This is a genomic window from Candidatus Limnocylindrales bacterium (assembly GCA_035626395.1).
In the GTDB taxonomy this organism is placed as follows: domain Bacteria; phylum Desulfobacterota; class Binatia; order UBA1149; family CAITLU01; genus DASPNH01.
Genome location: DASPNR010000007.1, coordinates 484,350 through 511,096, shown reverse-complemented (window position 1 = coordinate 511,096; position 26,747 = coordinate 484,350). Strand labels below are relative to the sequence as shown.

At 68.5% G+C, this 26,747-nt stretch carries 19 protein-coding genes; 12 read left to right on the top strand and 7 right to left on the bottom strand.

All coding sequences use genetic code 11. The features are described from left to right. Window positions 1-2: 2 nt before the first annotated feature. Window positions 3-2,135 (bottom strand): hypothetical protein, encoded by a 2,133-nt coding sequence (locus tag VEC57_05605; protein HYB98594.1) that lies wholly within the window; start codon window positions 2,133-2,135, stop codon window positions 3-5. A 139-nt stretch (window positions 2,136-2,274) separates the two neighbouring features. Here VEC57_05605 and VEC57_05600 point away from each other — a divergent pair, with 139 nt between their 5' ends. The 12 genes from VEC57_05600 (at window position 2,275) to VEC57_05545 (ending at window position 18,299) form a co-directional block, all read left to right on the top strand. Beyond that, the gene (locus VEC57_05600; GenBank protein ID HYB98593.1) at window positions 2,275-3,258 is read left to right on the top strand and encodes an NAD(P)H-quinone oxidoreductase; all 984 of its coding nucleotides are present in this window, start codon (window positions 2,275-2,277) and stop codon (window positions 3,256-3,258) included. Window positions 3,259-3,405: 147 nt separating this feature from the next. Then, window positions 3,406-5,238 carry a hypothetical protein gene (locus VEC57_05595; protein HYB98592.1) on the top strand — a complete coding sequence of 611 codons (1,833 nt, stop codon included), beginning with the start codon at window positions 3,406-3,408 and terminating at the stop codon, window positions 5,236-5,238. A 315-nt stretch (window positions 5,239-5,553) separates the two neighbouring features. Next, a complete protein-coding gene (locus VEC57_05590) occupies window positions 5,554-6,942 on the top strand; it encodes a glycine--tRNA ligase (GenBank protein HYB98591.1) in 1,389 nt (462 codons plus the stop codon). Between the two features lie 110 nt (window positions 6,943-7,052). Further along, a complete protein-coding gene (gene ppdK / locus VEC57_05585) occupies window positions 7,053-9,896 on the top strand; it encodes a pyruvate, phosphate dikinase (protein ID HYB98590.1) in 2,844 nt (947 codons plus the stop codon). Between the two features lie 9 nt (window positions 9,897-9,905). Then, window positions 9,906-10,808, top strand: coding sequence for a shikimate dehydrogenase (gene aroE / locus VEC57_05580; protein HYB98589.1), 903 nt, complete (start codon window positions 9,906-9,908; stop codon window positions 10,806-10,808). 68 nt (window positions 10,809-10,876) lie between these two features. Further along, a complete protein-coding gene (locus VEC57_05575; GenBank protein HYB98588.1) occupies window positions 10,877-12,424 on the top strand; it encodes an ATP-binding protein in 1,548 nt (515 codons plus the stop codon). 16 nt (window positions 12,425-12,440) lie between these two features. Further along, entirely contained in the window at window positions 12,441-13,445 is a 1,005-nt protein-coding gene (locus tag VEC57_05570) for a TraB/GumN family protein (GenBank protein ID HYB98587.1), read from the top strand. Window positions 13,446-13,601: 156 nt separating this feature from the next. Further along, window positions 13,602-14,729, top strand: a complete 1,128-nt coding sequence (locus tag VEC57_05565) for a GspE/PulE family protein (protein HYB98586.1) — start codon at window positions 13,602-13,604, stop codon at window positions 14,727-14,729. Next, window positions 14,720-15,874 (top strand): type II secretion system F family protein, encoded by a 1,155-nt coding sequence (locus VEC57_05560; GenBank protein ID HYB98585.1) that lies wholly within the window; start codon window positions 14,720-14,722, stop codon window positions 15,872-15,874. The genes VEC57_05565 and VEC57_05560 overlap by 10 nt, the downstream gene beginning before the upstream one ends. After that, complete coding sequence (locus tag VEC57_05555) at window positions 15,871-16,311, top strand: type II secretion system protein (GenBank protein ID HYB98584.1); 441 nt, start codon at window positions 15,871-15,873, stop codon at window positions 16,309-16,311. The genes VEC57_05560 and VEC57_05555 overlap by 4 nt, the downstream gene beginning before the upstream one ends. Before the next feature lie 195 nt (window positions 16,312-16,506). Further along, complete coding sequence (locus VEC57_05550) at window positions 16,507-17,274, top strand: prepilin peptidase (GenBank protein ID HYB98583.1); 768 nt, start codon at window positions 16,507-16,509, stop codon at window positions 17,272-17,274. Window positions 17,275-17,522: 248 nt separating this feature from the next. Next, the gene (locus tag VEC57_05545; GenBank protein HYB98582.1) at window positions 17,523-18,299 is read left to right on the top strand and encodes an enoyl-CoA hydratase-related protein; all 777 of its coding nucleotides are present in this window, start codon (window positions 17,523-17,525) and stop codon (window positions 18,297-18,299) included. A 56-nt stretch (window positions 18,300-18,355) separates the two neighbouring features. Here the strand turns inward: VEC57_05545 and VEC57_05540 are convergent, their stop codons facing one another. From VEC57_05540 to VEC57_05515, 6 genes are all read right to left on the bottom strand, one after another. After that, window positions 18,356-18,586 (bottom strand): hypothetical protein, encoded by a 231-nt coding sequence (locus tag VEC57_05540; protein ID HYB98581.1) that lies wholly within the window; start codon window positions 18,584-18,586, stop codon window positions 18,356-18,358. Window positions 18,587-18,717: 131 nt separating this feature from the next. After that, window positions 18,718-19,788 carry an acyl-CoA dehydrogenase family protein gene (locus VEC57_05535; GenBank protein HYB98580.1) on the bottom strand — a complete coding sequence of 357 codons (1,071 nt, stop codon included), beginning with the start codon at window positions 19,786-19,788 and terminating at the stop codon, window positions 18,718-18,720. 4 nt (window positions 19,789-19,792) lie between these two features. Then, on the bottom strand, window positions 19,793-20,977 hold the full coding sequence (locus VEC57_05530; protein HYB98579.1) for an acyl-CoA dehydrogenase family protein: 1,185 nt from the start codon (window positions 20,975-20,977) through the stop codon (window positions 19,793-19,795). A 134-nt stretch (window positions 20,978-21,111) separates the two neighbouring features. Then, on the bottom strand, window positions 21,112-23,001 hold the full coding sequence (locus VEC57_05525) for a hypothetical protein (protein ID HYB98578.1): 1,890 nt from the start codon (window positions 22,999-23,001) through the stop codon (window positions 21,112-21,114). A gap of 34 nt (window positions 23,002-23,035) precedes the next feature. Further along, window positions 23,036-24,685 carry an alkaline phosphatase family protein gene (locus tag VEC57_05520; GenBank protein ID HYB98577.1) on the bottom strand — a complete coding sequence of 550 codons (1,650 nt, stop codon included), beginning with the start codon at window positions 24,683-24,685 and terminating at the stop codon, window positions 23,036-23,038. Window positions 24,686-24,956: 271 nt separating this feature from the next. After that, window positions 24,957-26,588, bottom strand: a complete 1,632-nt coding sequence (locus VEC57_05515; GenBank protein HYB98576.1) for a hypothetical protein — start codon at window positions 26,586-26,588, stop codon at window positions 24,957-24,959. Window positions 26,589-26,747: the final 159 nt, after the last annotated feature.

Genomic DNA, 26,747 nt, shown 5'->3' with positions numbered 1-26,747 from the left:
GCCTACTGCGCCGGCACGATCCCCGGGAAGTACGCGAAGGTCGAGGTTGCCGCGCAATTGACCACCACCGAGTCGGCGCCGACCGAGCCGACGGTGCTCGGCTGCTGGCAGTCGGGCGGCATCGCCGATTGACTGCTCGATTCGACGAGCTTGTCGCCGGCGGTGTCGATCACGGTCAGGTCGAGCAGGTCCTCGCCGCGCGAGGCGGTGACGACGAAGTAGCGCGTCCCGCCGAGCGCGAAGACCTTGGCGCCTACCGGATCATCGCTCAGGGATACCGTGTCGAGGATGGTCGGCAGTCCGCTCTGCGGCCATGAGATGACGGTCATCGCGTCGTCGGCGGCGCTCGTCTGCACGCACAGCGAGCCAGCGCAGTCCATGACCTGCGGATCTAGCCCGCCCTCGCCGATCACCGTGACGTTGGCCTGCGGATCGACAAGGTCATGGAAGAAGATGGTGCCGGGGTCGAGGCCGTTGCCCAGCGTCGATCCGATCAAGGGGCCGCTGGAAGTACGGATACGCCCCGTGGCCAGACCGCCATCGACGCCGGCGTCGTCGAAGGCCGTCGCACCGAGCAGCAACTGCGGCGGCGCAGGCGAAGCGGTGCCGTCGTATTCGAACAGGAAGAACGAGCTGGTCGCCGCGTCGATCATCACGGCCGAGGCGCTGCCCTGCTCCTGCACGGGATGCGAGACGTCGACGAAGTTGTGGCTGCCCATGAGCACCGGGAAGACGTCGTGCAGGTTCCCGCTCTGCGGATCGTAGCGCCAGAGCTGCGCGGTCGCGCCCACCGCCAGCACGGCATCGTTCGGGCTCTCGCCGGGCGCGGGCAGGATTGCGACGTCGAAGGTCGGAGCGGACTCCTTGACGCCGGCCGTGATCAGTTCGGCGACCGGCGGAACCGCGAACGTGTCGGGGTCCTCTTGCGGGAGCATGACCCGCACGCCGTTGTCGCTCACGCCGCCGCCCGTGCACGCGATCTTGGCCCCGCTGCCGGCCGGTCCAAAAGGAAGCAGCGTGCCGGCGCAGCCGTCGGTGAACGCAAAGTCGGTGGCCAGGGCGACCGGGCCGACGCACCGGATCGTTCCCTGCAGGAAAACCTCCTGCGTGTAGAACTGCAGGATCGCATCGTCGAAGGCGTCCAGCGTGGCCTTGGCCAGATAATCGTGGGGACCGGCCCGATCGCAGATGTAATCGATGGAAAGCAGGTGTCCGCTCGTGCCGACGCTGATCGGCGGCGTCATCAGAGGAACGCCCTCCATCGGCAGGAAATGGTTGGCGAGTTCGTCTTCGTACACCGCTCTGTAGGAGTGCTCTTCGACGCCCGTCGCACCACCGAACCCGACCTCGACCGGCTGCGCCAGATCGACCGGCGGGGAAGCGGGAAGTCGCAGACGGACGCGAGTGGCTCTGCCGATTCCGACCTCGCCGGCGCGCACGATCTCGGCCTGCCGCCGCACCCGCTCGACGTCCACGTCGACCGTGGCATCGCCGAGCAGGGGAAGAACGCCGTCGACGCCGGCTGCACCGCCGGCAAGCAGCGACGCGTCCGGTTCCTCCACGAGGATCACTTCGATCGGTGCATCGAGGCTGCCGTCCTCCTGCCGGGTGGCGTCGGCGTGGACGATGACGGCGGCCGGAGGGACGATCTGGAGGCCTTCCGGCAGCACCTCGTAGGCGTCGGTCAGGGAGACGTCGCCGAACGCATCGCCGAGGCGCGAGAGGGCCTTGCCGGCCACCGTGACTTCGACGTCGGCCCCGACACCGTCCTTTGGAATTCGGATCTCGAACCGCCCGTCCGCCGAAGTGACCGTTCCACCGGCCACGCCGATGGTTTCGGTGACCGGGCAGGCAACGCAGCGCAGCCGTATGTCCTGGCCGACGGCAGCCTTCAGCGTTGCGAGCGAGTCGGAGGCGGTGGTGTTGCCGGAGCGGTCGACATCGCACACGCACAGCTGGCACGCGAGGCTGCCGACGGCGGCGCGGAGGACGGCAAGCGCATCGCTCGCCTTGGGCGGCCCTTCCCCGGAGACGGCAAGGGCGCACTCCTGCGCGAACGCCGTTGTGCCGATGGCCGCCGCCACCGGCACCGTCGCAGCCATGACGAACATCGGGATCAGGCGCAGATCGAGCATGGGCTCCCCCGCACATCGAACGCTAGCTGCGCGCACCGGCAACAGCCAGTGGGGTGGGATGGGTTGTCCCGCCCCAGCAGCGTTGTATGAGTCCGCGGCGTGCCGTCCCGGCGCGCGGCACGACATCAGAGGAGACGGCATGAAAGCCATCGTCATCGGCCAATACGGCGACCCGGACGTCCTCGTCCTTCGCGACATTCCCGACCCGGCCATCGGCCCGGAAGACGTTCTCGTCGCCGTTCGTGCGACGGCGCTGAACCGGGCCGACATCCTGCAGCGACGCGGCTTCTACCCGCAGCCCGGCCCCAAGCCGCAGTTCGAGGTGCCGGGCCTCGAGTTCGCCGGCGAAGTCCTTGCGGCCGGCGAGCGTGTGCTGGGAATCGCCGTCGGTGACCGCGTCATGGGCCTCCTCGCCGGCGGCGGCTATGCGGAGAAGGTCGCGACGCATTTCCGGCTCGTCTCCGTCATCCCCGATTGTCTCTCGTACGAGGAGGCCGCGGCGCTGCCCGAAGCTCTGATCACGGCGCACGATGCGCTCTCCCAATGCGGGCTCGTGTGCGGCGAGTCGGTGCTCGTCCACGCCGCCGGTTCCGGCGTCGGCACCTCGGTGGTGCAGGTGGCCAAGGCCATGGGCGCGACACCGGTCATCGGCACCGCCGGCTCGGCCGAGAAGCTGGCGCAGGCCGCAGCGCTGGGGCTCGATGCCGGGATCAACTACAAGGAGGAGCAGTTCGCCGAGCGTGCGCGCGAGCTGACCGGCGGGCGCGGCGTCGATGTCGTCGTCGATTTCGTCGGCGCTTCCTATCTTGCAGCCAATGTCCAGGCGATGGCCGAGAAGGGCCGCATGGTCGTGGTGGGGCTGATGGGCGGCTTCAGCGGCGAGCTGCCGCTCGGGCCGCTGCTCAACAAGCGGCTTCAGATCCGCGGCACGCTGCTGCGCTCGCGCCCGCTCGAAGAGAAGGCGCTGGCGACGCGGGCATTCGAGAAGAGCGTGCTTCCGCACGTTGCCGCGGGCGCCATCGTGCCGGTGATCGATTCGGTGATGCCGCTGGCGGAGGCGCCGGCCGCGCACCGCCGCATGGAGTCGAACGCGAACTTCGGGAAGATCGTGCTGCGGGTTTGAGCTGGACCGGTCCTGAATCGCGCCGTCCGGGCAGCGCAGACGTCCTTCTCCCGCGAGTGAGTTGACTCAGGCGAAACAGAAGGGACATGTGCGGCCATGCGGCGCATGACCCATTTTCGGCCGACATGGATCGTCTCACCTGTCCTGATGGTCGCCACCTGTATAGCGCCGGCCGCTCATGCGGAACTGCTCGCGGGCATGCCGGAACAAAAGCTACCACTCGAACAGTCGCCCACGCTCAGCGCGCCTCAGTCCCTTCAAATGGTCGCACTCCCGAACGGCGGCTATGCCGTCAGCTTCGGCAGGCTGAGGGACTCCACCGAAGCGAGCATGGATACCTATCTTTGGTACCTTTCGGAAGATGGCTCAGCCCTGGGGCAACCCGAGGTGGTCAACACATTCGTGCGGGGCTGGCAGGCGCCTGCAGGCCTGGCCGCGACGGAGACCGGCGAAGTGGTCGTACTGATCGCGAGCCGCGATGACGTCGAGCCGGAGGCACCTCCTGGAGTGGGCCGTGACGGAGACAGCTTCGGCGTCTTTGCCCGGGCCTACGATGCCAATGGCGTTCCGCTGGGTCAGGAGTTCCAGATCAACACCATAGCGGCGGGCGATCAGCACGCCTCCGATGTTTCGTATGTCGGCAGTGGCGAGTTCATCGCGTCGTGGTGGACATACGGGTCCTTGGATATACGCGCGCGCCGCTTCGCGCTGGGCGGCACGCTTCTCGGCAGCGAGGTCGTCATCGCGACCGCGCCGGGCATGACCGGTCACGGCGCAGAGATCGCTTCTGCCGGCGACGGCTCCTATACGGCCGCGTGGGTCGAGCGTCAGGGCGAAGTCTACGAGGCGAAAGTCGCGGCGTTCGATTCCGCGGACGCGCCGGTGGTGACGCGCACGCTCGGATCGGGCGTGCAGGCGATCCTGGACATCGGGATGGCGGACGACGGCTCGCTGGCAGTCGGATGGGCCAACAGCGGCTCGGCGGTTGAAAGCGTGGCAACCTATCAGCCATCACTGGAGCCGCTGGCAGCGCCGGTCGCGGTCCAGGGTCCGCTTCTGGCGACGGCACGCAACGGGACCTGGGTCGCGATCGATCCCGGGTCGAGCGGAAGCGAGGATATGGAAATGGTTGCGCGCACCATGACGGGCACGCCGACAGGCAGCCCCGTGCCGCTCCGTGACAGCTTCCGTCCGGGCAGAATGGTCGAGTTGGACGCGGCGATGAGCGCCGCGGGCAGCGTCGCCGCGTTGCTGCGGATCGTGCAGGAGCCGATCTACGCATCCGACACGTGGCCCGCGGTCATGGAGCTTTACTTCCGCAAATACTGCAGCTCCGAAGATGTCGCTTGCGATCGATGTACGGGCCATGACGACTCCATCGATCTCGACGGCGACTTCGTCGTCGACGGCTGCGACCCGTGCGTATCGGCGGATGACACTGCCGCCGTCAGCCGCACCTCGGTCTCCAATTCCATGGCGTCGGAGGCCTACCCGCGACGATCCAACCGCATAGGAATCCGTTCGCGATTCACTCTGCCCGACGGCGTCGCCGACTTCGCCTCGTTGCCAGTGCTCGAGCACGGCCTGCGCGTACGAATCGAAGGTGCACCCGGTGGCGCGCTCGTCGACGCGCAACTACCACCCGGCCTGTTCTCGGCACAGGAGCGCCGCGGCTGGACGATCAAGAACGGCGTCATACGCTATCGCGACGGATCCGCCACACCGATCCGCGGAATACGCAAGGTGGTCCTGCGCGACCGCAGCACGGCCGGTCCGCGCCAAACCGACGTGCAAGTCACCGCAGCGGCGGATCGCTATGGTATCGCCGAGCGCTACTCCCCGCTTCGTACGATCATCGTGTTCGGCGATCAGCAGGATGGCACCGAGGGCCGCTGCGTCGAGACACGTTACGTTGCCGAGGAATGTTCGACCGAGGTGTTCCAACACAATCATGGTGGGGCGGCCTGCAGCCGTCCCTGACGGCAGCGCGGGCCGCAGACTGGCCCTGGCCGCGCCGCCGTAGAGCAGGACGCGGCGCGCGCTGGCTCCGTCGGCCGGGCCCAGCTGACTCTCGAAGGCCAGGTGCAGCTTCTTTCCACGCGTACCGGAAGGTCGCCTGCGGATCGCTCCGTCGAGCGTGACCGTGGCGTGGGTGCCCGTCTCCAGCCTCTCGATGTCGATCGAACGATCACGCGCCGCGCGCAGTCGAGTCGACCGGTTGAACGCATCGCCGCACCGCGCTACAGACTGCGGTTCCTTCGCACGCCAGCAGAAGGAACACGAGGAAAAACGCTAGTGTCCGACCCCGCCTCGACCGCCGCGACGACCTCCGTCGTCACCATGGAGAAGATCGTCAACCTCTGTAAGCGGCGGGGGTTCGTCTTCCAGTCGTCGGAGATCTACGGCGGCCTGGGAAGCTGCTACGACTACGGGCCCCTCGGCGTCGAGCTCAAGCGCAACGTCAAGGAAGCCTGGTGGCGCGACACCGTCACCACGCGCCCCGACATCGTCGGTCTGGATTGTTCCATCCTCATGCATCCGCGCGTGTGGGAGGCCAGCGGCCACGTCGCGAACTTCACCGACCCGATGGTGGACTGCAAGCTCTGCAAGGGCCGCTTCCGCGCCGACCACATCGGCCAGATCGCGTGCCCCAAGAAGCCGAGCCTGCATCCGGGCCAGTGCGAAGGCGAGCTGACCGAGCCGCGCAGCTTCAATCTCATGTTCAAGACGTTCATGGGGCCGGTCGAGGACTCGGCCGCCGTCGTCTTCATGAGGCCCGAGACCGCGCAGGGCATCTTCGTCAACTTCGTCAACGTGGTGAACTCCGCGCGCATGAAGCCGCCGTTCGGCATCGCCCAGATGGGCAAGAGCTTTCGCAACGAGATCACTCCCGGCAACTTCCTGTTCCGCACGCGCGAGTTCGAGCAGATGGAGCTCGAGTTCTTCGTGCCGCCGGGCACCGACGACGCGTGGTTCCAGTACTGGAGCGAGCGCCGCCTGCAGTGGTACAAGAACTACGGAATCCGCAGCGAGCGCCTGCGCCTTCGCAGCCACGCCAGCGACGAGCTGGCGCACTACGCCAAGGGCTGCGGCGACGTCGAGTACGAATTCCCGATCGGCTGGCAGGAGCTCGAAGGCGTCGCCAACCGCACCGACTTCGATCTCAAGCAGCACATCGAGTATTCGGGCAAGGACCTCTCCTTCTTCGACGATCAGACCAAGGAGCGTTACGTTCCCTACGTCATCGAGCCGAGCGCCGGCGCCGACCGCGCCACGCTGGCCTTCCTCGTCGACTCCTACGACGAGGACGGCCCGGAGAACGACCGCCGCGCCGTGCTGCGCCTGCACCCGTCGCTGGCTCCCATCAAGGTCGCCATCCTGCCGCTGATGAAGCGCGACGGCATGGACGCCAAGGCGCAGGAGATCGTCGAGATGCTGCGCCCGCACTTCGCGGTCACCTACGATCAGGCCGGCTCGATCGGGCGCCGCTACCGGCGCCAGGACGAGATCGGCACGCCCCTTGGCGTAACCGTCGACTACGACACGCTCAAGGACGGCACCGTCACGCTGCGCGACCGCGACACGATGAGCCAGGACCGCGTCCGCATCGACGACCTCTACGACATCGTACGAAAGAAAGTGGCCCCGCCCATCCAGGCCGGGCCTTTGAGCCCGGCCGCTTGAGAAGGATGGCAGGCGGCCATGCTCCCCTAGCCTGAGCGCAGCAGCCCCGCGCCTTCGCGCCGCCGCGCGCTCTTTCGGAAACCAGCAACCTCGAGGACGAAGCGTCAGACATGAACCGCATCAGCACCAGCAAGAGCAGCAAGACATCCAAGCCCGCCGCCAGGACGGCACAGAAGACCGGCAAGAACTCCGCCGCGAAGAAGAGCGCGCCGGCCGCAGTCCGGCGCGGCGGGTCCGCATCGCCGTCGCTCGAAAAGATGGTCTACTTCTTCGGCGACAAGGCCACCGAAGGCAACGCCTCGATGAAGAACCTGCTCGGCGGCAAGGGCGCCAACCTGGCCGAGATGGCAGGCCTCGGCCTGCCGGTGCCTCCCGGCTTCACCATCACGACCGAAGTCTGCGCCGTCTACGATCCCAAGAAGGGCACCTACCCCAAGGGGCTGGAGTCGCAGGTCGCCGACGCGGTGGCCCGCCTCGAGAAGGCGATGGGCAAGAAGTTCGGCGATCCGGCCAATCCGCTGCTGGTGTCGGTCCGCTCGGGCGCGCGCGCCTCGATGCCGGGCATGATGGACACGGTGCTGAACCTCGGCCTCAACGACAAGACCGTCGTCGGGCTGGCCACCGCCTCCGGCAACGAGCGCTTCGCCTGGGACAGCTACCGCCGCTTCGTCCAGATGTACGGCGACGTGGTGATGGGCCTCAAGCCGGAGTCGGCCAAGGAGGCCGATCCGTTCGAGGCCATCATCGAGAAGAAGAAGCACAAGCTCGGCATCGAGCTCGACACGGACATGAGCGCCTCGGACCTGCGCGAGCTGGTCACCGAATTCAAGGATCTCGTGCGCAAGCGCTGCGGCCGGCCCTTCCCGAGCGATCCGCAGGAGCAGCTCTGGGGCGCCATCGGCGCGGTCTTCCGTTCCTGGTTCAATGAGCGCGCGGTCATCTACCGCAAGCTCAACAACATCCCCGAGTCCTGGGGCACCGCCGTCAACGTGCAGGCCATGGTGTTCGGCAACATGGGCGACGACAGCGCCACCGGCGTGGCCTTCACGCGCGACCCCGGCACGGGCGAGAAGCGCTTCTTCGGCGAGTTCCTCGTCAACGCGCAGGGCGAGGACGTGGTGGCCGGCATCCGCACGCCGCAGCAGACTCTCAAGCACGCCTCGCAGCAATGGGCGAAGGAGAACGGCGTTTCCGAGAAGGACCGGCGCCAGAAGTTCCCGTCCCTCGAGGAGCTCATGCCCAAGGCCACCAAGGAGCTGCTCGGGTTCGCCTCCAAGCTCGAGAAGCACTACCGCGACATGCAGGACATGGAGTTTACGATCGAGAACTCGCGCCTGTGGATGCTGCAGACGCGCAACGGCAAGCGCACCGCCACGGCGGCCGTGCGCATAGCCGTGGAGATGGAGAAGGAGGGCCTGATCGACTCCAACACGGCGGTCCTGCGCGTGGCTCCGGACCAGATCGATCAGCTCCTGCACCCGACCATCGATGCCAAGGCGGCCAAGACGCTGCTGGCCAAGGGCCTCGGTGCATCACCGGGCGCGGCGGCCGGAAAGGTCGTGTTCTCGGCCGACGATGCGGTGGAGGCCAAGAAGAACGGCGAGAAGGTCATCCTCGTGCGTACCGAGACCTCGCCCGAGGACATCGGCGGCATGAACGCCGCCGAAGGAATTCTTACCGCCAAGGGCGGCCGCACCTCGCACGCCGCCGTGGTCGCCCGCGGCATGGGCAAGTGCTGCGTGGTCGGCTGCGAGACGCTTCGCATCGACTACAACGCCGAGCGCATGACCGCCGGCAACACGACCGTCAAGGCCGGCGACTGGATCACCCTGGACGGCAGCACCGGCTCGGTCTACGTCGGCCAGGTTCCCACCAGCCAGGCCAAGCTCTCCGGCGATTTCGCCAAGCTGATGAAGTGGGCGGACAAGGCGCGCCGCCTCAAGGTGCGCACCAACGCCGACACGCCGCAGGACGCCAGGGTCGCGCGCGAGTTCGGCGCCGAAGGCATCGGCCTTTGCCGCACCGAGCACATGTTCTTCGAGGGCGACCGCATCGACGCGGTGCGCGAGATGATCCTGGCCGCCGACCTGAAGGCGCGCGAGAAGGCGCTGGCCAAGCTGCTTCCGTATCAGCGCAAGGACTTCGTCGGCATCTTCAAGGCCATGGAAGGGCTGCCGGTGACGGTGCGCCTGCTCGACCCGCCGCTGCACGAGTTCCTCCCGCACAGCGACGCCGAGTATGCCGAGCTCGCCAAGAAGACGGGACTCGACAAGAAGCAGCTTGAGCAGACCGGGCAGGCCCTGCACGAGTTCAACCCGATGCTCGGTCACCGCGGCTGCCGCCTCGCGATCACCTACCCGGAAATCTACGCGATGCAGACGCGCGCCATCATCGAGGCCGCCGTCGAGGTGGCCGGCAAGGGCGTCAAGGTGCTGCCCGAGATCATGATCCCGCTGGTGGCCACGCCGCGCGAGCTCGAGCGCCTGCGCAGGCTCGTCATCGACACGGCCGAGGACGTGCTCGCCAAGAAGAAGAAGAAGCTCGCCTACACCGTCGGCACGATGATCGAGGTTCCCCGCGCCGCGCTGACGGCCGACGAAATCGCCCGCCAGGCCGACTTCTTCTCCTTCGGCACCAACGACCTCACGCAGATGGGCTTCGGCCTCTCGCGCGACGACTCCGGCCGCTTCCTGCCCGCGTACGTCGACCAGGGCGTGCTCGACGAGGACCCGTTCGTCAGCATCGATCAGGCCGGCATCGGCGAGCTCATGAAGATCGCCAGCGAGAAGGGCCGCAGCGTCAAGCCGGACCTGAAGCTCGGCATCTGCGGCGAGCACGGCGGCGATCCGCGCTCGGTGATCTTCTGCCACAAGATCGGCCTGGACTACGTCTCGTGCTCGCCCTACCGCGTGCCCGTGGCGCGGCTTGCGGCCGCGCACGCCGCGCTGTCCTGAGAGGCACCGATGCGCGGCCGGCGAAGCAGCGCGGCGCCGGCTCGTCGGCCGGCGCCGGCTCGTGCGAGCGTCGAGGGCACCACGCGCGTGGTGGGCATCCTCGGCGATCCGGTCGATCACTCGCTTTCACCGCGCATGCACAACGCGGCCTACGCCGAGCTGGGACTGGATTTCGTCTACGTTCCCTTCCGCGCCTCCTCGCGCGGCCTTCGCGACGCCGTGCGCGCGATGAAGACGCTCGGCATCGTCGGCTTCAACGTCACCGTGCCTTACAAGGAAGCCGTCGTCCGCCTGGTCGATCGCCTCACGGACACGGCCAGCGCCATCGGCGCGGTCAACACGGTCTATCGCGAGGGCGACGATATCGTCGGCGACAACACCGACGCCGAGGGCTTCCACCGCGCACTGCTCGCGCACGACTTCCGCTCACGCGCCAAACGCGCCCTCGTCATCGGCGCCGGCGGAAGCGCTCGCGCGATCGTGCATGCGCTGCTGGCGCATGACGCCGCCGAGATCGTGCTCGCCAACCGCACCGTGGCCAAGGCCAGGAAGCTGGCCCGTCACTTCGAGAGCGGGCGGCGGCTGCGCGCGGCCGGGCTCGAGGTTCTCGGCGACGCCGACTTCCTGGCCAGCCGTCACCTCGTCATCAACTGCACGCCGGTCGGCCTGCACGGCGGCTCGTTTCTGCCGTACCGCCCCGAGAAGACGAGCGCCGGCTGCGTGCATTTCGACCTGGCCTACGGCGGCACGCTGACGCCGTTCCTGCGCCTCGCTCACCAAGCCCGACGGCCGGTCATCGATGGGCGCCACATGCTCGTCCACCAGGGCGCGATCGCATTTCGCCGCTTCACCGGAAGGACCGCCCCCGTCGGTGTCATGCTGGCGGCCGTCGGCGTTCCGCCGCTCGTATGAAGCCTGCACGCCGGCTATCGTCGCCTCGTTACGAGTGACATAGCGGTATTCGGACGAACCTGACGTCGATGGACGAACTGAGGCTGATTCGAGAGCGCCTGCGGGCGATGGACGATCCGCTGCGCCTGCTCGAGCTGCTGTTCGCGCACGCGCCCATCGGCCTGCAGATCTATGACGCCAGCGGCAAGTCGCTCCTGGTCAACCGCGCCTTCCGCGACATGTTCGGAGCCGAGCCGCCGCCTGACTACAACGTCTTTCGCGACGAAAACCTCGAGCGCCGCGGCGGCATGCTGGCCGTTCGGCAGGCCTTCGCCGGCCACACCGGGCGCTTCGGGCCGTTCTGGTACGATGCCAGGCAGCTCGAGCACGTGCGCGTTACGTACGCGCGGCGAGTGGCCATCGACGTCGTCACGCTTCCGCTGCCCGATTCGCACGGCAACATCCCGCACATCGCGCTTCTGTTCACCGACGTCACGGCCGCCATCACCGCCACCGACTCGGTCCAGCGCAGCGAGCGCCGCTTCCGCGCCCTGATCGAGCACGCCACCGAAGGCACCGCGCTCGTCGGTGCCAACGGCATGCTGCTCTACCGCAGCCCGGCGGTTGCACGCATTCTCGGCCACGATCCGGAGTCCGGCATCGGGGAGCCCGCCTATGGCAACGTATGCCGTGAAGACCTTCCCGCGCTGATGCAGGCTCTCGGCGAAGTCATCGGCAAGCACGGCGCAACGGCTCGCGCCCGCTACCGCCTGCGCCACGCCGACGGCAGCTGGCGATGGGTCGATTCGGCCATCACCAATCTCGTCGACGACGAAGCGGTCGGAGCGCTGGTGTTCAACTACCGCGACATCACCGAGCACAAGCTCGCCGAGGAGGAGAACCGGCGTCTGGCCGTCGACCTGGAGCGGCGGGTGGCCGAGCGGACGTTCGAGCTGGCGGCCATCGCGCGCGATCTCGAGAGCTTCACCTACTCCGTCTCGCACGATCTTCGCGCCCCGCTGCGCAGCATCTCGGGCTTTACGCGCCTGCTCCTGGACGAGCACGCAGCGGCTCTCGACGATGAGGGCCGCCAGTACCTGCAGGCGGTCAACGATCGGGCTGTCACGATGGACCGTCTCATCGACGATCTGCTCGCGTTTGCGCGTCTGGGACGGCAATCGCTGAACAAGCAGCCCGTCGAGACGCTCGCGCTGGCGCGCGAGGCGCTGAAGATCGCGTGCGCCGGCCTGCCGGAAAGCGAGGTGGTCATCACGCTGGGCGATCTGCCCCCGTGCACGGCCGATCCGGCGCTGCTGCGCCAGGTGTTCGTCAACCTGTTGAGCAACGCGGTCAAGTACAGCCGCGCGCGCCGCCCCGCGGCCATCGAGGTGGGCGCGGCTGCCCGCGACGGCGCGGTCGTCTACTTCATTCGCGACAACGGCATCGGCTTCGAGATGGAGTACGCGCAGAAGATCTTCGGGGTCTTCCAGCGGCTGCACGGCGCGTCCGAATACGAAGGCACGGGCGTCGGTCTTGCCATCGTGCGGCGCATCATCGAAAGACACGGCGGCAAGATCTGGGCCGAAAGCGAGCCCGGCGCCGGAGCCACCTTCTACTGGAAGCTGCCGCCCGAATAGGACAGTCGCACAGCCCATGCAGAGGACCGCAACTTCCGCCCTCGCCCTTCTGCTGCTCGTCTGCGCCCCCGCCGTCACCGGCGCGCAAGAGACTGCGCGCGAACTGACGACGCCCGGAACCGGCGACGCGCGTCCGGGCGATGTCGTCCCGGCGGTGCCGGCGGCACCGCCTGCCCCAGCTCTGAACGAGCACCCGCAGTCGGAGCCGAAGAACACCGGCGTGCTGCTGTGGAAGGTGACGTCGAGCTCGGCCACCGTCTACCTGCTCGGCTCCATCCACGTCGCCAGCGCCGATCTGTACCCGCTCGATCCGCGCATCCGCAACGCCTTTCATGCTTCCAGCGTGCTGGTGACCGAGCTCGACGTCTCGCCGGTGGGGAAAGAGCAGTCCAAGCGCCTGCTGGAAGTCTACGGAACCTATCCGCAAGGCGACTCGCTGGACCGCCACATCGACGCCTCCACGCGCCAGGCGCTGGAGCGGATCATCGAGGAGCGCAAGGACTCCCCCGAGCTGTCCGACATCTGGAAGATGCGTCCGTGGTACGCCTACCTGACGCTGACGAACGTGGCGCTGGCGGCGGCCGGCTACAAGGCCGAGTGGGGAATCGAAGAGCACCTTCGGCGGATGGCCGGCCGGAAGAAGGTCGAGACGCTGGAGACCATGCTCGATCAGGTCGCCATCTTCCGTGACATGCCCGAGGAGGCGCAGCTGGCGTCGCTCGAGCACGCCGTGCGCAACATGCACGAGCTGCCGGCAGCCATTCAGCGCGCGCAGGATGCCTGGAAGCGCGGCGACGGCGAGCGTATCACCGATCTGGTCGTGGAGCCGCTGCGGCGTGCCAACCCCATGCTCTACGATCGCCTGTTCACGCAGCGCAATCGCAAGATGACCGAAGCCGTCGAGCGGTACCTCAGCGGCACGGGCACCTACTTCGTCGTCGTCGGCAGCGGCCACCTGCTCGGCCGCGACAGCATCCTGGCAATGCTGGCGGAGAAGGGACACCGGGCGGTGCAGCTGTAGCCGCGCCGCAACTCCCGCTCTTCATCACATCTTCGTCGTTGAGCCGGCATGCGCGGCCGCCCTAGCATCGCGTGCATGTCGTCCGTGTTCTCCGCCGCCAACGGCACCGCTCGAGACAGGTACGCTGCCCGCCATGACGAAGGAGGCGCCCCTGCAGTGCGCCTCCTGGACGCCTACCTGACGGCCGCGGCCAGCGCCGAGGCATCCGACCTTCACTTCGAGCCGGACCGCGAAGGTCTGCGCGTGCGCATGCGCATCGACGGTCACCTGCGCGACCTCGAGCCGCCGCCGGCGGCGCTCGTGCCGTCCCTTCTCGCCCGCATCCGCCTTCTTTCGCGCGTGGACCTGGCCGAACGACGCGTACCTCAGGATGGACGCTTCAGCTTCGAGTCGGGCCGGAGGCGCGTGGACGTGCGCGCGGCGTTCCTGCCGGTGGCCCGAGGCGAAAAGATCGCCTTGCGGCTCCTCCCCCACGGCAACGCCGCGCGCACGCTCGAAGAGCTCGGAATGGAACCGGCGCAGCGCGCGAGCCTCGACCGCGCGCTGTCACGTTCGAACGGCCTGGTCATCGTGGCTGGCCCCACGGGCAGCGGGAAGTCCACCACGCTCTATGCCGCGCTATCACATCTGCGGCGCCCGTCGCGCTCCATCGTCAGCGTCGAGGATCCGGTCGAGCTCGACGTCGAAGGGGTCTCGCAGGTGCCGGTCGACGAGGACGTCGGCCGCACGTTCGCGGTCGCTCTGCGCGCGCTCCTGCGCCAGGACCCGGACGTGCTGATGATCGGAGAGATCCGCGACGCCGACAGCGCGCGCATCGCCTGCCGCGCGGCGCTGACGGGACACCTCGTGCTGTCGAGCGTGCACGCCAGCCATGCCCGCGAGGCGCTGCTGCGCATGCCGGAGATGGGAGTGCCCGACTACCTGGTGCGCGCGACCATCTCTCTGGTCATCGCGCAGCGCCTGGTGCGGCGGCTGTGCTCGCACTGCCACAGCACGGCGGCAGTGCCGAGCGCGCACGGGCGTCTCTTCGCACTGGCGGGGCTGCGCGCGCCGGCGGCGGTGGCGGCACCGGTGGGCTGCGATCGTTGCGACGGCGTCGGCTTTCGCGGCCGGCTCGCGCTGTTCGAGGTTGCCGCGTGCGCGGAGCTGGCCCCCGAGCCGTTCGCCGCCGGCAGCCTCGGCGCCTGCGGCCTCTCGCACGTGCTGGCCGGCGAGACGTCGCTCGGCGAGACGCTCGCGCACTGCCCGCAGCCCGGCGAGGAGAAGGGTCCGTCATGCGCCTGACGCGTTCCCGCGCTCCCGTGGCGGGCGGCGCCTCGAAAGCCGATGCGCGCCAGCTGCGCCTGCGTCGGCGCACGCACGGCGCGGCAGCGGCCGCAGCTCGGCGCCGTCCCGTCAGCCGCCGCGAGGCCGCGGCGGCGATCGCGCGCATCGCCGCCTTGACCGCCTCCGGAATGACCACCAGCGAAGCCATCGCCTCCTCGGCGCGCGGCGGCAATGTCTGTCTGACGCGCCTGAACACGGCCGTGCAACGGGGCACGGCGCTGTCGGCGGCGATGCAGGCCGACGACCTTCCCTTTCGCGACGTCGAGGTCGCCGTGGTGCGCGCCGGCGAGGCCGGCGGCGCCGCGGCACGTGCACTCATGCTGCTCGCCTCGCAGATGGAGCAGCAGTCGGCCGGCGCGCGGCGCCTCGTGTCGGCGCTGTCGTACCCGTGCCTGCTGGTCGCCGGAGCGTTGGCCGCGCTGGCGTTCCTTTCGATCTCGGTTCTTCCTGCCTTTACCAGCCTCTACTCCGACCGCGGCGCCGAGCTGCCGGCGACGACGCGAATGCTGCTGGCCTTCGGCGTCTGGGTTCAGCGCAATGCCATCGTCGTCGCTGCGTGGCTGGCGGCTGCGGTCGGTGCCGCGGCGGTCGCTCGGGCGCGCAGCCGCCGCTGCCGCCGCCTCTTCGACCTGGCCTTGCTGCGGCTTCCCGTGCTGCGTGGGCTGACGGCGCCGCGGCAGCTTCACTCGGCTTGCGCGCTGATTGCCGTCCTCCTGGACGCGGGCTGCGAGCTCGAGGAGGCGCTGCGTCTTGCCGCCTCGGCAGCCGACAACAGCGTGATTTCCGGGCGCCTGTCGCGCTGCCTGCGCTCGTTGCGGCGCGGCGCCCCGATGTCGCGCTGCTGGAACGCGGCGCTGCTCGACCGCAGCGGCGATGCCACCGCGCTGCTGGAGATCGCCGAGGCCACCGGCGACTACGCGTCCGCATTCACGCGGCTGGCGGCGCTCGAAGGCGCCGCTGCCGATCACGCGTTGTCGCGCCTGTGCCGCCTGGCCGAGCCGGCGGCAGTCGTCGTCATGGCGGCGGCCGTGGGCGGCGGCGTGATGGCGCTGTATCAGCCGATGCTCGGATCGGCCTCGCTCCTGCTTGGAGGGACATCATGAAGGCACCTGCGACCGCATCATCACGGAACGCGCGCGCGCGGCACGCCGGCGAGGTCGGCGCACCGTCGGCCCTGGCCACGCACGCGCACCGCGGCTTCAGCCTGCTCGAGCTGCTCGTCGTCGTAGCCATACTCGGCATTCTGGTGGCGGCCGCGCTGCCTCGGTTCAGCGAGTTTCGCGCCGCCGCCTACGACACGCGCTCGCAGCAGGACCTGCGCAACCTGGCGGCCGCGCAGGAGCTGTTTCGCGCCACCAACGCCCACTACGCCTCCGATGCCACCGACCTGTCCGGCTTCAGCGTCTCCGAAGGAGTGGAGCTGTCGATCGATTCCGCCGACGAAACCGCATGGGCGGCAACGGCCACGCATCCGGCAGGCGCACGCGAATTCCACTGGGACAGCAGCACCGATCCGCCGATGACTTCCACTCCGCGCTGAGCCGGCTGCGGGTGTGGCTGGCGCGGCCGGTGCGGCAGGGCTGGGCGACAGCCATGGCGCCGGCCAATGCGGCGGGCACGATCCGGCGGTCGCCGCACCGGAGCGGAGTACGGAAATGATGGCGGCGCTGATTCGTCCCCCTCGGCCAGCCCGGCTATAGTCGGCTCGACACCGCCGCAGCGCCTCGAGCCTGACGTGATCATCCTCTTCGCAATTCTCTTCGGCCTCATCGTCGGCAGCTTCCTGAACGTGGCGATTTACCGCATGCCCGATGACGAGTCGGTGGTCACGCCGCCTTCGCACTGCCGAAGGTGCAAGGAGCCGATCGCCTGGTACGACAACGTCCCGGTCCTCAGCTACTTCCTCCTGCGCGGCCGCTGCCGGTCCTGCGGCGACCGCTTCTCGGCGCGCTATCCGCTCGTGGAGGCGCTGACGGGGCTGCTGTTCGGCGTGATCGTCGCGTGCGGCCTGCCGCCGCGCGAGACGGCGCTGTACCTGGCACTGACGTCGGCGCTGATCGTCATCACGTTCATCGACATCGACTACTTCATCATTCCCGATCGCATCACGCTGCCTTCGCTCCTGGTCGCGCCGGCGGCCGCCTTCTTCGTCGGGCACGTTCCGCTGAGCAGCTCGCTGGCCGGCATCGTCATCGGCGGCGGCCTGCTGTGGGCGTTCGGCTGGGCCTACGAGCGCATGCGCGGGCAGGAGGGAATGGGTTTCGGCGACGTCAAGCTGCTGGCGATGATCGGCGGCTTCCTGGGATGGCAGGCGCCCCTGTTCAGTCTCATGGTGGGCGCCATCACCGGCTCCATCATCGGGCTGTTCCTGATGCTGGCGCGCAAGGGAAAGCTCGACATGGCGATACCGTTCGGGCCCTTCCTCGCCTTCGGAGCGTTCCTGTACATGATCGCAGGTCCGCAGGTCGTCGAGCTCTACCTCGAGCACGTCTCGCTGTTCTGACCGCCGGCTTGCGCAAACATCATCGCAGGGGTACGTCGACCCGCGCCGCAGCGCCCGAGGCCTGCAAGCAAAGGACATGGCGCGCTATGCGCGTCCGCCGCGAACCCACGAGCGGGCGCGCAGAGTGTGCCAGATGCGAGGCGCAGACCGAGGCGCGAGCGCAGGCGGGCTGGAGGCCCGCCGCAGCGAGCCCCGAGGGCTGCAACGAAGCAGATGGCGCGCTATGCGCGTCCGCCAAGGATTCAGCAATGAGCTACGAATTCATTACGGTCGAAACGCAAGGCCGCATCCTCATCGTCACCATAAACCGGCCCGAGTCGTTCAACTCGTTGCATCCGCCCGCCAACATCGAGATGGGACAGGCCTTCGACGACTTCGCGGCCAACGATGACCTGTGGGTCGCCATCGTCACCGGCGCCGGCGAGAAGGCGTTCTCGGCGGGGAACGATTTGAAGTGGACGGCGCAGAACCAGGGCAAGCTCGAGATCCCGCCGCGCGGCTTCGGAGGCCTGACCAGCCGCTTCGATCTGTGGAAGCCCGTCATCGCCGCCGTCAACGGCGTCGCGCTCGGTGGCGGGTTCGAGATCGCGCTCGCCTGCGACATCATCATCGCCTCCTCGAACGCCAAGCTCGGCCTGCCCGAGCCGCGCGTGGGACTGGCCGCGCTCGCCACCGGCATGCACCGCCTGCCGCGTCAGATCGGCCTGAAGAACGCCATGGGCTTGATGCTGACCGGCCGCCACATCGACGCGGCCGAGGCACACCGTCTCGGCCTGGTTCAGGAAGTGACCGAGCCAGGCAAGGCGCTCGAGCGCGCACTGGCGTGGGCCAACGAGATCCTGGAGTGCGCGCCGCTGTCGGTGCGCGCGACCAAGCAGGTCGCCACGCTCAGCCTCGGCCGTCCGCTCGAGGAGGCCGTCAAGGCGCACTACCCCGCGGTCAGCGAGCTGTTCCAATCCGAAGACTTCGTGGAAGGCCCGCGCGCTTTTGCAGAAAAGAGAAAGCCGAACTGGAAGGGGCGCTGAAGGCGCCTTACTTCCAGCTCGGGTTCGCTCGATGAGCCGACGCGCGTTGTTGAACTCTATCGAGCGTAGAAGCTGACGCCGAACACCGGCCGTGGAGCGTAATGGATGACCGGCGCGGGTCGATAGTAGACCGGAGCAGGCCGGTAGTAGTGCCGGTAGCGCGGCACGCGGTAGTAGCTCACGACTCGGGGCCGTCGGTGCCTCCAGCCATGCGCTTCAGCGTCGGTAGGCATTTCCACCATCACCAGGGCAAAGGCCGCAACGATCGCGGCCAGCAGCTTCTTCATGACCAGTCTCCCGCTTCTCTCGTGCGTCCCGCCATGCCCAACCGACGACGCGCGGGAGCAGGACATTCATGACGGAAGACATCTGCGGCTCAGGCGGGTGTCGTTCGTCGGAGCGAGTGGAGCGCGAACCGTCAGGCGATCAGAGCGGCGGCCGCCTTCTCGCGCAGCGCCGAGGGGCCGCCGAGCATCTGGCGGTCGTAGCCGGCACGCTTGAACCACACGTGCATGTCGCACTCGTAGGTGAAGCCCATGCCGCCGTACACCTGGATGCAGGTAGTGGTGGCCTCCGTGGCAGCCTCGGTCCCGTGCGATTTCACCAGCGCCGCCATCGTGGCCGCGTCTTCGCGGCCATCGTCCCACGCAAAGGCGGCATACCACAGCAGCGACCGCACCGGCTCGACCTCCGCAAAGACCTCCGCGCACATGTGCTTGACGGCCTGGAACGAGCCGATCACGCGGCCGAACTGCTCGCGTGTCAACGCGTATTGGACGGCCAGCTCGAGCGAGCGCTCGGCGGCGCCAAGCGCATCGGCCGCCAGCACGACGCGACCCGCATCCACCGCGCGTTCCACCGCCGTCGCGGCGTCGGCAAGCTCGAGGACATGCCCTTCGGCGGCGACGTTCTCGAAACCGACCTCGGCGACGCGCCTCGTGTCGTCGACCGTCGAGAGCGCGGTCACCGTCATGCCCGGAGTGTCGCGCGGCAGCAGCAGCACGCGCGTGTCGGAACCGCTGCCGGCAACGACCAGCAGAGCATCGGCCGAGGCCGCGTCCATCGCGAAGCCGACCGTCCCGCTCAACGTGCCGCCGCGCAGCGCCGGTGCGGCAAGAGCAAGCCCGATCAGCGCCTTGCCTTCGGCAATGCGCGACAGCCACGGTCCCGTCAGCTCTTCGTTGCCCGCCTGCGCGAGCAGCAGCGGCGCTACGACGGCGGCGCTGTGAAAGGAGAACGGCGTGGCCGCCCGTCCCAGCTCCTGCGCCGCGATGGCTGCATCCAGCAGCCCCAGGCCGCTGCCCCCGTGCTTCTCCGGGACGAGAATGCCCGTCACGCCCTGCTCGGCCAGCTGCGCGATCAAAACGGCGTCGTGGCCGCTGGCGCTTTCCATGACTGTGCGAACGCGGTCCATGGGAACGCGGTCGGACAGGAACCCGCGAAGAGACTGCGCGAAGAGCTGCTGATCCTCCGATAGTCCGAAGTCCACGACTTTAGACTCCCTTGGCCGTCTTCGGCTCGCGCGGCATGCCGAGCCCGATCTCGCTGATGATGTTCTTCTGGATCTGCGCGGTGCCGCCGCCGATGATCAGCCCGAGCTGGAACATGTACTCGGTCTGCCACGAGCCGTCGTCGCGCACGCGCGGCGAGCCGCGGCGCAGCACGCCGGCTTCGCCCATCGCATCGATGGCCAGCTTGCAGACGTCGTGGTTGAGCTGGCAGCCGTTGAGCTTGGTGATCAGCGAAGCGGCGCTCGGCGGCGCCTTGCGCAGGCGGTCGGTGAGCATGCGCAGCGAGTGGTACTTCATCGCATAGACGCGCGCGGCGATCTTCATCATGCGGTCGCGGAAGACGGGCTGGTCGGCGACGCCGTAGTCGCGCAGCACGTCGATGCAGCGGTAGAGCATGTCCTCGGTGTGATCGGCCGCGCCCAGCATGTTGCGCTCGTGGATCAGCGTGGCCTTGCCGACTTCCCAGCCCTGCCCGCGCTCGCCAACCAGGTTGCGCCGGGGAACGCGCACGTTGTCGAAGAAGACCTCGTTGAAGCCGGCCTGCCCCGTCATCATGACCAGCGGCCGGATCGTGATGCCCGGCGACTTCATGTCGATGAGCAGATAGCTGATGCCCTTGTGCTTGGGCGCCTCCGGCTCGGTCCGGATGAGCGCGAACATCATCTGCGCTTCGCGCGCCGTGCTCGTCCAGATCTTGTGCCCGTTGACGACGAACTCGTCGCCGTCGAGCACGGCGCTGGTCTTGAGGCTGGCGAGATCGGAGCCGGCGCCGGGCTCGCTGTATCCCTGGCACCAGATCATCTCGCCGCGAATGGTCGGTCCGATGTACTGGCGCTTCTGTTCTTCGGTGCCGTACTGCAGCAGCGTCGGCACGAACATGCTGATTCCCTGATTGGTCATGCCGCGCGAGATACCGGCCTTGCGGAACTCTTCGTCGATGATGATGTTCTCGAGAAGGTCGGGCCTGGCGCCGAAGCCGCCGTACTCGCGCGGGACGGTGCGCGACGCATAGCCGTTCTCGACCAGCGTCTTCTGCCAGCCCCGGATCGACGCCATGCCCTCGCCGAAGCCGACGCCCGCACGCGGAGCGTCGTTGGCGTGCGCAGCCAGGAAGTCGCGCACCTGCTGGCGGAACTCTTCGTATTTGGGGCCGTAGCTCAGATCCATGCCTCGCCTAGTAGCGAGGCAGCGACGCAGAGTCCACGCGGCGAAAACGCTTCACGCTGGGTGCGTGCCGACCGCCGCGCCGGCGGCGGCGGGCGCGCTGCCCGGCGCGACCACGGCCGCCTACTTTGCGCCGGTCATCGCGCCGCGCACTGCACGGTCGAACGCACGAGAGTTCCGAAGGCCACGCAATCCTCGGGATCGAAGCTGGATTCGCTGCACATGCCCGCGTCGGCTTCTTCGTGCCCGCCGAGAGTGACGACCGCGGACAGCGGCAGCAGGTTGCCGTCGACGGCGTAGGTGCCGGCCGCCGCCTTCATCTGAACCGCGACGAGGTTCGGCTGCACGACCGTGAGGTCCTTCAGGACGACGCGGCGCAGGCCGTTGACGGGCGTGGCGGTGCGATCCTGGTAGATGACCTTGCTGCCCCTGCGCAGCCATCCCGCAGTGTCGGCGCCCGTGAACGTTCCACCGGGCAGCGTCACGTCGACCATCGCGCCGCCGCGCACGCTCTCGATGCGCAATCGTACGCCTTTCTCCTCCACGGGCAGCGCGGCGAAGCTGGTCGAAGGCGGCAGCACGACGCGGTGGCGCAGCGAGACCCGATTGTCGCGCACGGCGATGATTGCCGGATCGGGCTCTTCGCCGCCGAACGAGACCATGACCGCGCGCCGTGATGCGTCCTGCGCGCCACCGACGTTCGTGCAGGGATCGCAGCCGTCGGCCACGCCGTCGCCGTCCGAATCGATGGCGTCGTCGAAGTCGGGACAGAGCCTGCAGGTGGCGTCGGAACCGTCGCAGATGCGACGGACGAAATAACCCGACACATCCTGCACGTCGGGGTCGCTGCGTCGCTCGGCGATGAGCGCCCAGACGCTGCCGGAGCCGTTGAGGTCGAAGTGGGCGAGCTCGCCCTGGTAGCTGGCCGTCAGATACAGGTCATCGACGATGGCGACCGGCGCATCGGCGAGCGTGCCGTCGCCCGCATAGCCCTGCGTGAAGGACTGGTAGATGAAGTCTTCCGGCAAATCGTTCCATGCGGCCACCAGCTCTCCGCCCGGCGTCGCCTTCAGTGCGAAGTGCTGCTCGGACGGCCTCTCGAGCTCGCCCAGCACGGTGCCGTCCAGCGCCAGCCGGCGGGCCCGCCAGAGGCCGGTGTACGAATCGGACACGAACCATGCAGCGGCGAGATCTCCGCCGCCGTCCAGCACCAGCGACATCCTGTAGACGCGCCCGCCAACGGGCGGATCCTCGAAGGCGAACGCAGCGGCAACAGGATTGCCGCTGCCGTCATAGGAGCCGATGTAGTTGACGTCGTCGTAGTCGCCCGTGCCGCCGACGCGAATGCCGTGCCGCCACGCGACGATCGCCGCGTCCCCGGCCGCCGCAAGCGCCAGCGCCGCCGTCTGCTCGGTGCCGGCCGCAGCCGCATCGACGATGACGGCCGGGGCCAGCGGCGTACCGTCGATGGCCAGGCGGCGAAGCTGAACAGTGCTGCCCGCGCCGGTCTCCGTGGACCAGAGAATGGCGTACTGGCCGCTGGCAAGGGAAACGACGCCCGCGAGCGCATCGAGGACGTCGTCTTCATTGACCGCGATCTCGGGCCCTTGCGGGGCGGCGGCGGCGTCGAAGGCGCGCACGTAGATTCGCCACGCGTCCTCGTCGTCAGGATCGCGCGCCTGCCAGGCAGCCAGGAACGATCCGTCCGCAGCCACCGCCGCCGCCACGCTGCCGAGCGAGCCGGGCGCGGTGCCGGTGACGTCGTTGAGCTGGAACGCCAAGCTTTGTGGACGGCCGTCGCTCCCGACAATGCGGCCGAATGCGGTCCTGACCCAGACATCTGGCTGCTCGCTCGTCCAAACGACCAGCGCCCGCCCATCGGGCAGCGCGTGAATGGATCCGGCTTCGAGCACGTGCCCCGGCGCCTCGGGCGTCACGCGCACCTCCGGGATCGACGGCTTCAGCGCGGCACGTGCGTCTGCCGCCGAGGCGGCCAGCACCCACAGGCAGGCCAGAAACAGTCGCATCGATCGGCGCAAGTGACGATTCCCTCGTGGCGGACTACGGCGCCCCGCCGGCAGAGGCGCCTGCATGCGCGCAATCGGCATGCGCGGCAAGCGCCAGCTCCTCGTCGTACGCGCTCTCGCAGTCGTACGATCCGACCGAGCTGCCGAGCAGGCAAGTCATGTCCATCTCCAGTCGCTCCGCACCGACGCGCAGCACGACCCGAACGGCGTCCGGGCCGAAATCCGCAGGAATGGGCGCCTCGCTCGCCCGCAGCATGAGCTTCATGCGGTGGTCGGGGTCGGACATGCGGACGCTGTCGAGACCGTCGGCGCGGCTCCCGCGCGGCGCGCTCCAGATCAGCCCGGCATCCGCCCTCCATCCCTGATCGCCCGCATCGATGCTCGCGCGCCAGATCTCCTGTCCCTCCTCCAGGATCGTGACCTCCATCTTCTGTCTCTTCGGGTCGACTTCGGGCCCGCCACGGTTGCGGTCGGTCAGGCGCAGGTCGATGGAGCGGGTGTCCTCGTCCGACCCGCGCAGCGACAGGCGCGCCGACGCCACGCCATCGGCGCACTCGCTGGTGTCGAACGCGCAATCCGCCGTACAGCCGAGCGAGCCGCGCAGGAAGCCGAGCGTCTCGCAAGTCTCGATTGCGGTGACACCGCCTTCGCAATCTTCTCCCGGCTCGACGATGCCGTTGCCGCAGGTCGGGTCGGTGCACTTGGCCACGCGTGCCGGATCCAGAAACGATCGGCCGCCAAGATCGCCCTCGCTGGCGGGATCGATGCCGAAGGCGTGCAGGACCGTGGGCGCGACGTCGAGCACATCGCCGCGGGCGAAGCAGCGCAGATCGCGCTTGCGCGACGCGAACCACGTCCGTGCCACGCTGCGACGGACGCGGCCGAGATGGGTGCGGCCCTGGAATCCGTGATCGGTGGTCACGTAGACGTCGGTATCCCCTTCGCCCAGACGCTCGAGCTCTTCCAGCAGCTCTGCCAACCGGTCGTCCGCGTGCATCATCGCCTCGCGGTACTGCGGCGATCCGTCGCCGATGCGATGGCCGCTCCAGTCGATGCCTTTCTGGTGCTGGAACGCGAAGAACGGCGAGCCGGCCAGGCTCTGCAGCAGCGGAAAGAGCTGCTCGTTGGCCGCCGTGCCCGTGAAGTTGTCGGGGCCGCCGCGCGACTGGATGAAGCCGGGGGCGATGACGGAATCGCGTGCCCAGGCCAGGATGCCGGTCACGGTGTATCGAATGCTGCCGACGTGCGCGAAGCCGACGTCGCCACGCCGTGCGTGCAGTCGCTCGTAGATGCTCAGCCCCGGCGGCATCGTGCCGCCGCCGTTGTTGGTGGTGACGCCCGTGATCTCCGGCGGCTGGCCGCTGAGCATGCTCGCATGCTGCACGCGCGTCAGCGGCTTACCGGAGACGACGGCGCTTTCGACCATCTGGAACGTGCACAGCGTCGGAAGGCAGCTCCAGTACGGGCCGCATGGCGTCGGCATTCGCGCCGGCGCCGATTTGGCCGGACACGGCAGCGGTGCGTCGGTCAGCGGCTGCCAGCGCAGCAGCTCCTGCACCACGTCGTACCGCGCGCCGTCCCACGACACGAGCACGACCGACGTCGGCCCGGCCAGCGCCGGTGCAGCTGCCACCGCCCAGGCGACGCCGACGGCGACCGCGATGCTGCAAGACAACTTTGCCATGGAATCTCCCCGCGCAGCGAACCTCCGACGTACTGCCGTGCGACCACGGCAGCCTTCCCCCAACGTGTCGCATCTGCTCACACGGCCGAAGCTGCAACAAGGATGTTTTTTCGAGCGAGATGGGTTCGCGCGGCTCCGGCAGCCGCCAGAGCGAGCGCCATGTTCGATGCCGCCGGCAGGCGCCGCCGTGCGCAATCCAAGCGCCCGGCGGCGGCCGTCGAGGCTCAACCGTGGTCGTAGCCACCAACGGCAGAAGCTGAATGGACTTCGGTCACTCCGGCGCCGGACATCCGCCGACTCCCGGCTGGTACTGTGTCATCGGGCTGTTCTTGCAGAACAGCGACACCAGCGTCTGCAGTTCCAGACGTCCCGGCCCCGGCAGGCCCGCCGCCAGGTTGACGCCGCCGGCCGAAGTCGCCGGCGCGCAGAACGTCCCTGCACCGAGCGGAATGACCGGGTGCGGCGCGCCCTGCGCAACGATGGTGTCCAGGAAACACGGACGTCGCTCCACCAGCGTGCAGTCGCCGGCGTCGACGCCGATGTTCACCGGGTCGCAGTCTTCGTTGCTGTTGCACGTGATGAAGCCTGCACCGTTCGCGCGGACCAGGCCTGCGCAGAAGGTATCGTCGGGGCCGTTCGTGCACGTGCCTTCGCCGCCGCCCACGTCCTCGCACAGCAGATCGGTGCAGCCGTTGGGCTGGGGCTGCGTGCCCTGCTGCCCGATGCTCGAGCAGGTACCGGCGTCGTGCTCGCTGCAGTCGGCGTCGCTGCTGCAGCCGCGCCGCGTGTCCCCACTGCAGGACAGGCAGTGGCAATCCAGCTCCGCATTGGGCCCGTCGGCCGCGCAGGGCAGATCGGCCGTCAGGGTTGATTGACCCGTCGTCAGCGTCACGTCGATCAGCAGACCGGAGCCGGTGATGTTCGCGCCGGCCAGCGGCATGCAGTCCAGGCTGTAGAAGCCGCCCGTCGGCGGCGGGAACGTGGCGTTGTAGGCCTGCGCGTCGCACGTCTCGCCGTTGTCCTCGCCGCCCATGCACGTGCCGCCGCGCATGCCGTCGGCAGGAGTCGGATCATTGACGCAGAGCGGGCACGGCGTGGTCAGCCCGATGCCGAGATGCACTTTCTCGTTCAGGTGAATTTCGATGCTTCCCGAGCCCTCATCGACGTTGGCCGTGCCCCCGGGCTGGCCGGCCAGCGTGTTGAGCACGCACGTCGGCGTGTTGCCGGCCGACAGCGGCATGGGCGGACCGAAGTAGCAGATGCACTGCTCGCCGCCGCAGTTCTCTTCGTCCGGCCCGGCTACCGTGAAGCAGCGCGTGCGGTTGTCGCCGGCGCAGCGGCAATTGCCGAGCGAGGGGTCGTGCCCGGTGATCTCGCACTGCCCGCACGGCGCGGGGCCTTCGCAGTCCAGAAACAGACGCGCCGGAACGGGGTCGTCGGTGTCGGCGTTGTGCGCCAGGCCGGTCCATCCCACGTCCACGTCGGTTGCCGTACGGCAGCGGCCGAGATCGGGATCGCAGACGGAGAACGCGGCGCAGTCGGTGTTGCTCGTGCATGGCCCGCGCACCGAGGAGAACAGCGCGAACTGCGCGACGCCCGGACACTGCGAGCTGGTGTCGATGCCGCATTCGGGACACTCCCTGGCCGAGTCCAGATCGACGGCGTCGCGCAGGACGTTGAGCGCGTCACTCGTGTCGATCTCGCCCGAATCGTCGACGTCGCAGACGCACAGCTCGCACTCCTGGGAGCCCACGGCCGCCTGCAGCACGAACAGGGCGTCGCTGGTGGTGCGGTCCTCTCCATTGCTGACCGGCTGGCCGCAATCGCCTTGCACGGCCAGTGCCGCAGACGGGACGCAGACGAGAATCGAAGCGAGTAGCATCAGGATCGAGCGAGACTTCATCGAGGCACCTCTGTCGCGTAGGACGCGCGATCCCCGGTACGATGCCGGAGGTGTCGCGGCGGTCACTGTCACCGGTCCCACGTTAAACGGGAACGCGGGAGTCAGGAGGAAGGGCGATGAAGTTTTGCCCGATCGAGACGGAGCGATCGTGGGAGCCGA